Source organism: Pseudomonas fildesensis, assembly GCF_001050345.1.
In the GTDB taxonomy this organism is placed as follows: domain Bacteria; phylum Pseudomonadota; class Gammaproteobacteria; order Pseudomonadales; family Pseudomonadaceae; genus Aquipseudomonas; species Aquipseudomonas fildesensis.
The window spans coordinates 36,201-49,156 of record NZ_LFMW01000009.1 but is presented as its reverse complement, the minus strand read 5'-3'; the positions used below and the strand labels follow the sequence as shown (position 1 = coordinate 49,156).

12 protein-coding genes are annotated in these 12,956 nt (G+C 59.2%); 4 read left to right on the top strand and 8 right to left on the bottom strand.

The window, feature by feature from the left end; translation table 11 throughout:
• The first annotated feature begins 39 nt into the window (after positions 1-39).
• Complete coding sequence (locus ACR52_RS14645; RefSeq protein WP_048725318.1) at positions 40-1,581, top strand: phosphoenolpyruvate carboxykinase; 1,542 nt, start codon at positions 40-42, stop codon at positions 1,579-1,581.
• A 57-nt stretch (positions 1,582-1,638) separates the two neighbouring features.
• On the opposite strand, the gene ACR52_RS14640 is transcribed toward ACR52_RS14645, so the two are convergent.
• From ACR52_RS14640 to ACR52_RS29445, 5 genes are all read right to left on the bottom strand, one after another.
• The gene (locus ACR52_RS14640) at positions 1,639-2,490 is read right to left on the bottom strand and encodes a DMT family transporter (RefSeq protein WP_048725316.1); all 852 of its coding nucleotides are present in this window, start codon (positions 2,488-2,490) and stop codon (positions 1,639-1,641) included.
• A 184-nt stretch (positions 2,491-2,674) separates the two neighbouring features.
• The gene (locus ACR52_RS14635) at positions 2,675-3,031 is read right to left on the bottom strand and encodes a DUF1493 family protein (protein ID WP_048725313.1); all 357 of its coding nucleotides are present in this window, start codon (positions 3,029-3,031) and stop codon (positions 2,675-2,677) included.
• A gap of 277 nt (positions 3,032-3,308) precedes the next feature.
• Positions 3,309-3,758 (bottom strand): hypothetical protein, encoded by a 450-nt coding sequence (locus tag ACR52_RS29450; RefSeq protein ID WP_082143165.1) that lies wholly within the window; start codon positions 3,756-3,758, stop codon positions 3,309-3,311.
• 191 nt (positions 3,759-3,949) lie between these two features.
• The gene (locus ACR52_RS14630) at positions 3,950-4,252 is read right to left on the bottom strand and encodes a hypothetical protein (protein WP_048725311.1); all 303 of its coding nucleotides are present in this window, start codon (positions 4,250-4,252) and stop codon (positions 3,950-3,952) included.
• A 135-nt stretch (positions 4,253-4,387) separates the two neighbouring features.
• Positions 4,388-4,582 carry a YhfG family protein gene (locus ACR52_RS29445; RefSeq protein WP_082143155.1) on the bottom strand — a complete coding sequence of 65 codons (195 nt, stop codon included), beginning with the start codon at positions 4,580-4,582 and terminating at the stop codon, positions 4,388-4,390.
• Between the two features lie 370 nt (positions 4,583-4,952).
• On the opposite strand from ACR52_RS29445, the gene ACR52_RS14620 reads away from it, so the two are divergent.
• The 3 genes from ACR52_RS14620 (at position 4,953) to ACR52_RS14610 (ending at position 8,840) form a co-directional block, all read left to right on the top strand.
• Positions 4,953-6,128: a tetratricopeptide repeat protein gene (locus ACR52_RS14620; protein WP_048725307.1), complete on the top strand. Its 1,176-nt coding sequence runs from the start codon at positions 4,953-4,955 to the stop codon at positions 6,126-6,128.
• A 316-nt stretch (positions 6,129-6,444) separates the two neighbouring features.
• Positions 6,445-8,382 (top strand): RecQ family ATP-dependent DNA helicase, encoded by a 1,938-nt coding sequence (locus tag ACR52_RS14615; RefSeq protein WP_048725304.1) that lies wholly within the window; start codon positions 6,445-6,447, stop codon positions 8,380-8,382.
• Between the two features lie 23 nt (positions 8,383-8,405).
• The gene (locus tag ACR52_RS14610; RefSeq protein ID WP_048725302.1) at positions 8,406-8,840 is read left to right on the top strand and encodes an acyl-CoA thioesterase; all 435 of its coding nucleotides are present in this window, start codon (positions 8,406-8,408) and stop codon (positions 8,838-8,840) included.
• Positions 8,841-8,928: 88 nt separating this feature from the next.
• On the opposite strand, the gene ACR52_RS14605 is transcribed toward ACR52_RS14610, so the two are convergent.
• The 3 genes from ACR52_RS14605 to fdhD all read right to left on the bottom strand — a co-directional run bounded on the left by ACR52_RS14605 (position 8,929) and on the right by fdhD (position 12,910).
• Entirely contained in the window at positions 8,929-9,408 is a 480-nt protein-coding gene (locus ACR52_RS14605) for a glycine zipper domain-containing protein (protein ID WP_048725300.1), read from the bottom strand.
• Between the two features lie 317 nt (positions 9,409-9,725).
• Positions 9,726-12,074, bottom strand: coding sequence for an FdhF/YdeP family oxidoreductase (locus ACR52_RS14600; protein ID WP_048725297.1), 2,349 nt, complete (start codon positions 12,072-12,074; stop codon positions 9,726-9,728).
• Positions 12,071-12,910 carry a formate dehydrogenase accessory sulfurtransferase FdhD gene (gene fdhD / locus ACR52_RS14595; protein WP_048725296.1) on the bottom strand — a complete coding sequence of 280 codons (840 nt, stop codon included), beginning with the start codon at positions 12,908-12,910 and terminating at the stop codon, positions 12,071-12,073. Before fdhD ends, ACR52_RS14600 begins: the two co-directional genes overlap by 4 nt.
• Between the last annotated feature and the right edge of the window lie 46 nt (positions 12,911-12,956).

Sequence of the window (12,956 nt, the reverse complement as noted above, 5' to 3'; positions counted from 1 at the left end):
ACGTTTGGAGCACTCGGCCATAGGCCGACGGGGAACCTCATGACGCAAGCCAATAACGCCGTATACACCGATCTGAGTGTTGACGATCTGGTCAAAGAAGCCCTGCAGCGCGGTGAAGGCGTGCTTGCCGATACTGGCGCGCTGGTCGTAGAGACCGGTCACCGTACCGGCCGTTCGCCAGTTGACCGTTTCATCGTTGAAGAGCCTTCCACCCAGGCCGCAATCGCCTGGGGCCCGATCAACCGCAAGTTCCCGGCCGACAAGTTCGACGCCCTGTGGGCTCGCGTCGAGGCATTCAACAACGCGCAAGAGCATTTCGTTTCCCACGTGCATGTAGGGGCTGCAGAAGACCACTACCTGGCCGTGAAGATGACTACTCAGACTGCCTGGCAGAACCTGTTCGGTCGCTGCCTGTTCATCAACCCGGCCGAGTACAACCCGGCCGGTCGTGACGAGTGGCAAGTGCTCAACGTGGCCAACTTCGAGTGCGTGCCAGAGCGTGACGGCACCAACTCCGACGGTTGCGTGATCCTCAATTTCGCCCAGAAGAAAGTGCTGATCGCCGGCATGCGTTACGCCGGTGAAATGAAAAAAGCCATGTTCTCGGTGCAGAACTTCCTGCTGCCGGCTTCCGACGTACTGCCGATGCACTGCGCCGCCAACATTGGCGAAGCAGGCGACGTGACCCTGTTCTTCGGCCTGTCCGGCACCGGCAAAACCACCCTGTCCGCCGACGAAAGCCGTTACCTGATCGGTGACGACGAGCACGGCTGGGGCGAAGGCGTGGTTTTCAACATCGAAGGCGGTTGCTATGCCAAGTGCATCGACCTGTCCGAGAAGAACGAGCCGGTCATCTGGAAAGCCATCAAACACGGCGCCGTGCTGGAAAACGTCGTCATCGATGAGGCCAAGCACGCCGACTACGCCGATGTCAGCCTGACCCAGAACAGCCGCGCCGCTTACCCGCTGGAGCACGTTGCCAAGCGTTCCGAGAAGAACCTGGGCGGCGAGCCAAACGCTGTGATCTTCCTGACCTGCGACCTGACCGGCGTACTGCCGCCCGTCTCGATCCTCAGCGAAGAACAAGCGGCCTACCACTTCCTGTCCGGCTACACCGCACTGGTGGGCTCGACCGAAATGGGTTCCGGCAGCGGCATCAAGTCGACCTTCTCCACCTGCTTCGGCGCGCCATTCTTCCCACGCCCGGCCGGCGAATACGCCGAGCTGCTGATCAAGCGCATCCGCGGCTTCGGCTCCAAGGTCTACCTGGTCAACACCGGCTGGACCGGTGGCGGCTACGGCGTCGGCAAACGCTTCAACATCCCGACCACTCGCGGCGTCATCGCAGCGATCCAGAGCGGCGCGTTGATCGGTGCTGAAACCCAACACCTCGACACCATCAACCTCGACGTGCCATTGGCTGTGCCAGGCGTTGAGACAGGCCTGTTGAACCCACGTAACACCTGGGCTGACAAGGCTGCTTACGATGAGGCTGCTAAGGCGCTGGCGGGGTTGTTCGTGGAGAACTTCAAGAAGTTTGAGGTGAGTGACGCGATCAAGGCTGCGGGTCCGAAGTTGTAAGATTCGGTCGCTGTTAAAAAGCCGCCCCTAGTGGGCGGCTTTTTTGTGGTCGATAGGTCAGTGTGCGATGTGCAAAACCACTGCGCCAATTAGCACCAGCACAACCCCCAGCACCTGCACGGCCGACAACCGCTCCTTGAAAAACACAAACCCCAAAATCGCTGCAATCCCTCCCGACAACGTACTGATCACCGTCACCACCGAAACCGACCCCGCCATCGCCCCCCACGAAAACGCCGAGAACCCGCCCAGGTTCATCAAGCTCGCACCGGTCAACGTCGCGCAGTTTTTCAGCGGCGGGATTTTCAGGCCGTCCTTGATCTTCAGCACCATCACCACCAGTACGCACAAGCCCACCAGATAACCCAGCCACAACATGGTGATCGGCCCCAGCGCGGGCAGTGTGTAGCGACCCTGCAGCCAGAAGCTGGTGCCGTACAGCAGCGCGGCGAGCATGGCGTAAGCGATGGCGCGGTTTGAGCTGTTGTGGGGGACGCCGTTGTCTTTATGGAGGCTGGAGAGGATTACGCCGATGACGCACAGGACGATGCAGCCGAGTTGGATCAAGCTGATGTGTTCGCCGCTGGTCCAGGACAGCAGCGTGGTGACGACGCCGTAGGAGGTTACCAGCGGCGCGACGATGGCTGCTTTGCCCAGGGCGAAGGCCTTGGACAGGGCAAGGGCGCCGGAGACGGTGAACAGCGCCGCAGCAATGCCCATTAGCCAGACGCTCGACGAGGCGTCGAGGGATTTGAAGAGTACGGACGGGAAGATGACGAGCAGCAGCGTCATGATCAGGAAGCCGAGGGCTTGGCCGAAGTACACCGCGCGTTTCACGCCCACGGCTCGGGCGTTGAGGCCCACTAGGAAATCCGTACCGCCCCAGAGCAGGGCGGCTAGCAGGCCCATTGTTACGTCCATGTAAGGTCCTCGTTATGTGTGTGTTTGGCCCGGCTGGCGCAGCTCTAATGTGGGAGCGGGCTTGTTCGCGATAGCGTTTTTTCTGTCAGAAAATAATTGACTGACTCACCGCTATCGCGAGCAAGCCCGCTCCCACATTTTGACTTTCGGTGTACCTGGAGTCGCTGTTTGCTTAGCTCAAATTTTCCAGCGTCTGCGTGTCCCAGCTGTGGGTTTTGATGGCCAGGTAGAGCATGCCGATGGTCAAGGGCACCTTGTCGCCACGCCCTTTGGCTCGGCGTTTGAGGAAGACGTCGAAAACCGGCGGGTGGAAGTAACGATAAGCGTCGTAGTCGCCCAGGTCGACGGCAAAATCCTGCTCCAGCGCTTCAACCAGCTGCTTGGCTTCGGCGCCGTTGCAGCCGAGGTCGAAGTTGATCGAGGTTTGCAGGCGGAGGGTCTTGTGTTTCGGCAGGCCGATTTCTTCGTGCAGCAGTTGCAGAAGCTGCTGCATGACAGGGTCTTCGGGGAAGTTGGGGGCCAGGTTCATGGTGGGTGCACGCAGGAGTGGGTGAGGGGGATGGTTGCGTTGGAGGCGGTATGTGTTTCGGGTGATGAAGAGTGCCAAGCCTATCAAGAATACGAAGACAGTTAAGAGGGGCATTCTTAGGAATACCGCTACGTAGGGCAGTACGAATGTCAAAGTAAGGCCTGTTGCGAGAAATGTAACCGCGAAGCGCTTTCTGAGCATGGGGTCAGTAATTTGGTAGTGCAGCACCAAATAGATCACGAGGAAAAAGGCGGATTGAAGGTACAGGGCCATGTGATTAGGGCTCGTCCGAGTAGATATGTGTTGAGAGTGTTGACCGTTGCGGTCCTATGCCTCCTCTCACATTGGCATCCAGACCGATGATGATGTCTCCAGCGTGATATCTGCGAAGCTTGCCGGAAATCGTATTACCAACGAAGCCTGCAGTTACTGTCGAAATAACAATTCCTGGCGCTGCAACAGCTCTGGAAATTATTTGTTTGATGAGGATGTTTTGGTCGTTTAACCGATCGGCTTGACTCCATCTCAATGGATAAGAAATTGCGACCGATATCTCGCATGGCAAATCTCTAGCCAGCATTTTTTGGTAAAGGCAGCGTATCTGATCGCGAACCTGCTGCACTGCGGCTTTTGCTTCCAGCAGGCATAGGCCGGGCATAACAGTGAAGCGAATCACTGTGAAGATGACGCCGTAGTGGCCGACGTGTTGAGTCCTTCCGATGTTCAAGGGTGTTTGCCGAGACGGTTGAGAGGACGCCATTTTCAGTCAGCTGCAGGTAATTTCTATAGAGGGTTGAGCGGGTCTTTGAAGCAGTTTGGGAAGAGGATGGCGCAGTGTTTGGCAATTTCTTACAGAGGTTTCCGGCATTTGTAGCTTGGCAGCGAATTTCGGGCGTTCAACCGCTCAAAGGGTGTTGCTTAGCTGTTTGGTTGCGGAGGGTGCAGTTGTACGTGTTGCGCGGCTTCCAGCAAATCACAGCCATCCTGGACGAGCAGGTATAGGGCGTTGGTGATGTGGGAAATGTCTTTGAGGTCGGCGTGTTCGAAGGTCAGGCATGAGAAGGTTTCCAGTAGGTCCGTGGCAGCGCGGATGCGTTGATGTGCGGCGGACTGGATGTCTTCGGCTTTGGCTTCGGTGTCTATGACGAGAGGATGGGGGTCGGTGAAATTGGTGCGTAGAAGGCGATCAGATCGTTCCCACGCTCCCGCGTGGGAATACATTCCATGACGCTCTGCGTCACCAGTACCGAGTGCTCAAACCGTGCGCGGATGGCAGGACGCAGAGCGTCCCAGGCGGCATTCCCACGCGGAGCGTGCGGAACGATCAGTTGCTGATAGGTCTACCGATGCACCGTATCAATATTCGCTGCTTCCAGTGGGATGCATTTTGGCGGTGCGGTACTTGGCGAGGACGGCCTCTCGGGTCGGCAGGGGATTGTCGACATCAGCCGGTTGGGTATCGAACCCATCCAGACGAAGGCTAGCCAGGTAATTGGATCGTTGGATTTTCTTGTAGTGAGCCTGTTTGTGCTTAACCGTCGTTTCTTCCACGGAGCAGTCTTCTTAGGCAAATGCTGATCTTGGCATGTTGCCAAGTACTCTAAAACCACGTTACACGCTGTTCAAAAATTCAGCTAACAGTCCGATTCAGATCGTTCCCACGCTCCCGCGTGGGAATGCATCCCGTGACGCTCCGCGTCACCAGTGCCGAAGGCTTAAGCCTTACACGGATGGCGGGACGCGGAGCGCCCCAGGCGGCATTCCCACGCGGAGCGTGCGCAACGATAAGTTGCTCGCAATCTACTGATGAAAACTTCGTCACATTTTGTACAAAAATTCAGCCAATACCCTGAATTCAGCGTATGTTTCACCGCAAAATCTTGTAGGGCGATTTCCGCCCACTACTTAAAGGGAGTTAAGCATGGGTTTGCTTCGTGTAGCCTCGGCGATGTCATTGTGTGCGGTGGCTTTTTCAATCCAGGCCGAGCAGTTGCCGATTGAAGTGCTCAGCGCCGTGGTCAAGGATCAGAAAATCGCCGATGCCGAGGTGCTGCTGCAACGCAACGGCGCACAGAACGTGGTGGGCCGCACCAACGCGCAAGGCCAGGTGACCCTCACCAGCGAAGCCGCCGATGACGCCAGTAATTTGCTGATCATCAAGAAGCCTGGCTTCTCCAACCTGGTGGTGAAGTGCCCGTGCAAGGGCATGACTTACGCCATCAGCCCGGTGATGGAAAACCTCGACGGCCTGCGCGTCGTGCTGACTTGGGGCAAGACGCCGTCAGACCTCGACTCCCACATGATTTTCCCCGGCAACAACATCTACTTCGAGAACAAGAACGGCACCGATGCCGAGTTGGATGTGGATGACACCGACAGCTACGGCCCGGAAACCATCACCCTGCAGAAAAAACACTACGGCGAAAGCTATGTGTATGCCGTACATGACTACTCCAACGGCGGCAATCCGTCCTCGCGTCAACTGTCCAACAGCGAAGCCAAGGTGTTTGTGTACATGGGCCAGTCGCTGGTGCGCACTTATTACGTGCCACAGAACCGCAGCGGCAACTTGTGGACAGTGTTCCGCATGACCGGCAGCGGCGACTTCCAGGACATCAATACCTTCAGCGGCGTGACGGTGAATGCTGCGAATGTGCTTAACGAAGTCAAACCGTTGCTGGATGACAGCGTTGCGGTCACGGCGGTAGCTGTCAGCTCTTCCGCTCAAGCCGATGCGAAGAGTCTGAACTTGAAAGGTGAAGCGGCTTACAAGGCCGGCAACCTGGACCAGGCCATCGACCTGTTCCGTCAGGCCATCGACCTGGACAATAGCTTCGGCAAGGCCTACGGCAACCTGGGTCTGGCATATCAGAAGGCCGGCAACACTGCCGAGGCGATCTGGGCCAACCGCAAGGCCATTGCCCTCGCCACGGGCGCCAATGCAGCGACCGTGCGTGCAGGCGCTTACTACAACATTGCGCGAATCTACGAAGCAGCCGGGCAGTTCTCCGATGCGTTGCGTCATTACCAGTTGGCCAAGGAACAGAAGGCCAACCCGGTGTATGACACGGCGATTGAGCGGGTACAGAACCGCTGATTAAGCTGTAGCGCAGTTCTAAAATGTGGGAGGGGCGGTGCGACGATTCGGCTTGCTCCCGATGGCAGTGTGACAGTCGACATCAATTTGACTGAGACACCGTAATCGGGAGCAAACCGAATCGTCGCACCGCCCCTCCCTCATTTGGTTTGTAGTGTTCCTACAACTGCGTTCGAACTTGTCACATTTGGCCCAAGGCCATTGCTGCACCCTGTGTATCATCCTGTCTCTTTTTTCCTTGCGACCTTTCTCGATTCGCTGAGATTCACGGGCTATGTTTTTAAGCCACATTCAGCGGTCAATGGAGTGACAGCCTATGCACGACACCCTCCAGCAGGTCTTTGGTTATCCACAGTTTCGTTTGGGTCAGGAAGCGGCCGTCAGCGCCGTGCTGGCCGGGCGTTCGGCCGCGGCAATTTTTCCGACCGGGTCGGGCAAGTCCCTGTGTTACCAGCTGTCGGCGGTGTTGCTGCCGCACCTGACGGTGGTGGTGTCGCCGCTTTTGGCGTTGATGCAGGACCAGCTTGGCTTCCTGCAGCGCCACGGTATTTCGGCGGGCAGCATCGACTCGGCGCAAAGCCGTGAGGACGCCAATGACGTAATGGCCCGGGCGCGCTCGGGTGAGTTGAAAATCCTGATGATTTCCGTGGAGCGCTTGAAGAACGAGCGCTTCCGCAACTTTTTGCAAAGCGTACCGATCTCGTTGCTGGTGGTGGATGAGGCGCACTGCATTTCCGAGTGGGGCCACAACTTCCGTCCGGACTATTTGAAGCTGCCGGACTACCAGCGCCAGTTCAATATCCCACAGGCGTTGTTGTTGACGGCTACGGCGACGCCCAAGGTGATCGCCGACATGCAGGCTAAGTTTGCCATCGCGCCTGACGATGTGATCACTACGGGCTTCTACCGGCCCAACCTCAACCTGCTGGTGGAGCCGGTCAGCGGCGCGGACAAGCGCCGTCGGCTGGTCCAGTGGATGAACGAGCGGGCGAATCAGCCGAGCATCGTCTACGTCACCCTGCAAAAAACCGCCGAGCAGATTGCCGAGCACCTGAACCGCAACGGCATCCAGGCCGAGGCGTATCACGCGGGGTTGCCCCACGATAAACGCGAGGGCATCCAGCAGCGGTTCATGGGTGGGCGCTCCAATTGCATCGTCGCCACGATTGCCTTTGGCATGGGCATCGACAAAAGTGACATCCGCAACGTGGTGCACTTTGACCTGCCCAAATCTATCGAGAACTACAGCCAGGAAATCGGCCGTGCGGGGCGTGATGGCCAACCTTCGGACTGCCTGGTTTTAGCCAACCGCGACAGCCTCAATGTGCTGGAAAACTTTGTGTACGGCGATACGCCTGAGCAGGAGGGTATTCGCCGTGTGCTGGAGGAGTTGCAGGCGGCGCGGGGCGAGGGTCAGTGGGAGTTTTTGCTGAGGTCGCTGTCGGACCACAGCAATATCCGCGAGTTGCCATTGAAGACGCTGCTGGTTCAGCTGGAGCTAAAGGGCGTGATCGCACCGCGCTATGCGTTTTATGCCGAATACCGCTTCAAGTACCTGATCGAGCCCGAGGCCTTGCTGGCGCGGTTTTCCGGTGAACGGCAGCAGTTTGTCGCTGCAATCATCCAGGTGTGCAAGCGTGCGAAAACCTGGGCGACGGTGGATTTCGACGCGCTTTATCAACAGCACAACGCCGAACGTAATCGGGTGGTGAAGGCGCTGGATTATTTCCAGGAGCAGGGCCTGATCGAGCTGGAAAGCAAGCAGATGACCGAGGTCTACAGCCTGCTGAATACCGACTTTGATCCACAGGTGCTGAGTGCCGAGTTATACACAGGCTTCAGGCAGCATGAAGTGACGGAGGTGGCGCGGATTCACGCCATGCTCGATCTGTTCGCCACCGAGCACTGCCTTGGGCAGCGTCTGGCACAGTATTTCGGTGATGAAAACGCGCCGCTGCGCTGCGGGCATTGTTCGGTGTGCCACGGCCAAGTTGCGTATTTACCGCCACCGCCGAGCCTGCCACCGCTTGTGGATAAAAACTTCATGGGGCTGTGCGGTGATTTTATCCACAGGCATCATGAGCACACGGGCCATCTGCCCGCTGCCGACCGGCTGACGCGGTTCCTCGGCGGTATCAGCGTGCCGTTGTTTACCAAGTTGAAGGCGCGGGGCATTCCTGGTTTTGCTGCGCTGGAGGACTATCCCTACGCCGAGGTGCGCGAGTGGGCCGACGCTCATTTGCAGGACCTTTAATCCACATTTGACGAGACTTGCCGATGCCTGACTCAATGCCCCAACGCGCCGATTACCGTCACTTCCAGCCGATCATCACGCGCTGGCACGACAATGATGTGTACGGCCATGTGAACAACGTCACCTACTACAGCTTCTTTGACACCGCCGTGAATACCTACCTGATCGAAGAGGGCGGGTTGGATATCCATGACGGCGAGGTGGTGGGGTTTGTGGTGAGTTCGGCGTGCGATTACTTCGCGTCGATTGCCTTTCCGGACCGCATTGAAATTGGCCTGCGGGTGGGCAAGTTGGGCAACAGTTCGGTGCAGTATGAGTTGGCGGTGTTTAAGGCCGGCGAGGAAGACGCCTGTGCGGCGGGGCGGTTTGTGCATGTGTTTGTGGATCGGGCGTCGAACCAGCCGGTGACGATCCCGGGGATGTTGCGCGAGGCGTTGCAGCGGTTGCTCACCTTGTAGGAGCCGGCTTGCCGGCGATGAGCTCCTCGGACTTGGCGTAGGCGCTTAATAGCGCCATCGCCGGCAAGCCAGCTCCTACAATGAGAAATCAGCGGTGACGGTAGTGATGCTCGTTCTTGCGATGGCCATAGGCATGACCACGTCCACGATGGTCGTCACGGTCATAGCGACGGTTATCACGGCCGCGATAACCACGGTCGTCGTCATCGCTCTTGTTGCCCATGTAGTTGCCCAGTGCGCCGCCCGCGCCACCGCCTGCGGCTGCGCCGATCAGGCTGCCGGTGTTGCCACCCATGCTACGGCCCACTACGTTGCCGCCGGCTGCGCCCAGCGCGCCACCGATGGCGGCTTCGCCGCGGCTGCGCTTGTCAGCGCCGACCGCACTGCCGCCTGCGCCACCCAGGGCTGCGCCAATGGCCGAACCGGTGTTGCCGCCTATCTGCTGGCCGACAACCGAGCCTAGAACCCCGCCCAATGCGCCGCCCACACCGGCTTCGGTGGTGCCACCGGCCATGGCTGCGCCACTGACCAGGCCAAGGGACAACAAGAGAATCGAGGAGAACTTCATAGAGAGACCTCAGGAGGATGACGGCGCGATCCTGAGGCTGTGTCGACATTGTGACAATAGAAATCCGACCAGTAACACGAGTTGTACACAATTCTATAAGTTACTGTTTTTACTAGGGAACTTAAGTTATTTTTGCGAGTCTTTAGTTACTTCGGAACGGCCGCTTTTATGCAAAAGCGGCCTTTTTTATGCCTGGAGGATCGTTCCCGCGCTCCGCGTGGGAATGCATCCTGTGACGCTCCGCGTCACGACCTTCAAAAAAGTGGACGCAGAGCGTCCAGTGCGGCATTCCCACGCAGAGCGTGGGAACGATCAGGTCAGGCCGAACGCGCCATGATCAACCCATTGTCACTCGCCGCTTCCAGGCGAATTGCCACGAACTTCGATGTCGGCGTATGGCTGCCATCCCCGGTGCTTTCCAGCGGTACCAGCGGGTTCACTTCCGGGTAATAAGCGGCTGCCTGCCCCGCCGGAATATCAAACGCCAGCAAGGTAAAGCCCTTCACGCGGCGCTCACGCCCGTCTTCCCACAACGACACAATGTCGGCTTTCTGCCCTGGCTTGAAGCCCAGGCGGATGATGTCGGCTTCGTTGACGAACAGCACGTCGCGCTGGCCTTTCACGCCACGGTAGCGGTCGTCCAGGCCATAAATGGTGGTGTTGTACTGATCGTGGGAGCGCATCGACTGCATGATCAGGTCCGGTATGCGGCCCGTGGCGTGAGTGCGTTCGTGGATCAGGTCTTTGGGCAGGATATTCGCGCGGAAGTTGGCACGGCCCGAAGGGGTGTTCCAGCGGCGCGCGCCGGCGGAGTTACCCAGGTAGAAACCACCGGGGTGTTTGAGGCGCTCGTTGAAATCCTTGAAGCCCGGAATGGTGTCGGCGATCAGGTCGCGAATGCGGCTGTAATCCGCCACCAGCCAGTTCCAGTCCACCGGCTTGCTGCCCAGGGTCGCGGCGGCGATGCCGGCGACAATGGCCGGTTCCGACTTCATCTGCTTCGAAAGCGGCTGCAATTGGCCGTTGGAATCGTGGACCATGCTGAACGAGTCCTCCACGGTCACGGCCTGCGGGCCTTCGGCCTGGATATCGATGTCGGTACGGCCCAGGCACGGCAGGATCAGCGCGTCTTTACCGTGCATCAGGTGGCTGCGGTTGAGCTTGGTGCTGATCTGTACGGTCAGGTCGCAATTGCGCAGCGCTTCGAAGGTGCGCGGACTGTCCGGGGTGGCTTGGGCAAAGTTGCCGCCCAGGCCGATAAACACCTTGGAACGCCCTTCAAGCATGGCGTGAATCGCTTCCACCACGTTGTGACCGTTTGTGCGCGGCACCTGGAACTGGAAGCGGCGCTCCAGCGAGTCGAGGAACGCCACCGGTGGGCGTTCGTTGATGCCCATGGTGCGGTCGCCCTGCACGTTACTGTGACCACGCACCGGGCACAGGCCGGCGCCGGGGCGGCCGATATTGCCGCGCAACAGCATCAGGTTGGCGATTTCCTGGATGGTCGGCACCGAGTGGCGATGCTGGGTGATGCCCATCGCCCAGCACATGATCACGTTCTTGCCTTTGGCGTACATGCGTGCCGCCTGCTCGATCTCGACCAGCGGCAGGCCGGACTGAGCGACGATTTCATCCCAGGAGGTGTCGTCGATCTTACCCAGGTAATCGAGCACGTTGGCCGTGTGTTCGTTGAGGAAATCGTGGTCGAACACCGCTTCCTTGCCTTCGGCCTGGGCCTGGCGTTCCCACAACAGCAGGAACTTGGCCATGCCGCGCAGGATGGCCATGTCGCCACCCAGTGCGGGGCGGAAGTAGGCGGTGTTGGTCGGCTTGTCGCCGTTGGTGAGCATTTCCAGCGGGTGTTGCGGGTGCTGGAAGCGTTCCAGGCCGCGCTCTTTCAACGGGTTGATGCACACCACTTGGGCGCCGCGTTTCACCGCTTCACGCAGCGGTTCGAGCATGCGTGGGTGGTTGGTGCCGGGGTTCTGGCCCCAGACGAAAATCGCGTCGGCATGTTCGAAGTCATCAAAGGTCACGGTGCCTTTGCCGACGCCCACGCTTTGCGCCAAGGCCACGCCGCTGGCCTCGTGGCACATGTTCGAGCAATCCGGGAAGTTGTTGGTGCCGTAGGCACGTACGAACAACTGGTACAGGTACGCCGCTTCGTTGCTGGCGCGGCCCGAGGTGTAGAACTCGGCCATGTCCGGGCTGGGCAGCGCGTTGAGGTGCTTGCCGATGAGGTCGAACGCCGCTTCCCAACTCACGGGGGTGTAGCGGTCGGTCTCGGCGTCATAGCGCATCGGCTCGGTCAGTCGGCCCTGGTATTCCAGCCAATAGTCACTTTGCTCCAGCAGCGCGGTGACGCTGTGTTTGGCGAAGAACGCCGCGTCGACACGGCGTTTGGTGGCTTCCCAGTTGACCGCCTTGGCGCCGTTTTCACAGAACTTGACCATGCCGCTTTCCGGCGAGTCGCCCCAGGCACAGCCCGGGCAGTCGAAGCCGCCGTTCTGGTTGGTCTTGAGCATCATGCGCAGATTTTTCAGTGCGTTGTCGCTGGTCAGCCACGCCTGCGCCACGCTGATCAGTGCGCCCCAGCCGCCCGCCGGGCCTTTGTAAGGCTTGTAGCGCGGGGTCGGGGTTTGGTCTGCTTGGTGGTGATTGCTCATGGCTGGTACTCCATCGCGGGGCTGTAGACCCGCGGCGCACTTTTCTGCGGCAGGTGGATGAGATTGAGGTTGTGCCGGCGCGCCCATTGCAGGGCCAGGCCGGTGGGCGACGACAGGCTGACCAGGGTCTGGATGCCCGCGCGCAGGACTTTCTGGATCAATTCGAGGCTGCAACGGCTGGTGACAATCGCCAGGCCGCCATCAGTCGGGATTTGTTGGCGGATCAGCGCGCCAATCAACTTGTCGAGAGCGTTATGCCGGCCGATATCTTCGCGGCCCAGCAGCAGTTCGCCCTGGTTGTTCATGAACACCGCCGCATGCACTGCGCCGCTGTACTGGCCCAGGGGCTGGAACGCGCTGATGCGCTGGCGCAGGCCGTCCAGCCATTCGGCGGGCGGCAGAGGCGAGCCGGGCAGTACCTTAAGGTCCGGCAATGCCTGTTCCACCGCTTCCACACCGCACAAACCGCAACCGCTGGTGCCGGCCAATTGGCGGCGCTGCTGCTTGAGGTTCCAGAAGGCACGGCTGGAGATCTGTACCTGAGCGTACTGGGTGGAGCCAGAACCGCTGAGTTTCAGGTCATAAATATCGCTAACGTCGGCAATAATGCCGCTGCCGATGCTGAAACCGACGATAAAGTCTTCGAGGTCCGTCGGCGTCACCAGCATCACGGCCTGGCTGATGTCGTTGTAGGCAATCGCCAATGCCACTTCTTCCGCCAACGCAGTGCTCGCGACTTCAGTGTGTTCGAGGTTACAAAACTGGTAGCTCTGGCTGGCGACGTGCGCGTGCGTTTCAGGGGCGGGCGCCGTGCAGGCTGGGCGCTTGGCGTTCATGGGGCAGTACCACCGGCGGATTGATCAGTGTTTAGACTAGGCGCGA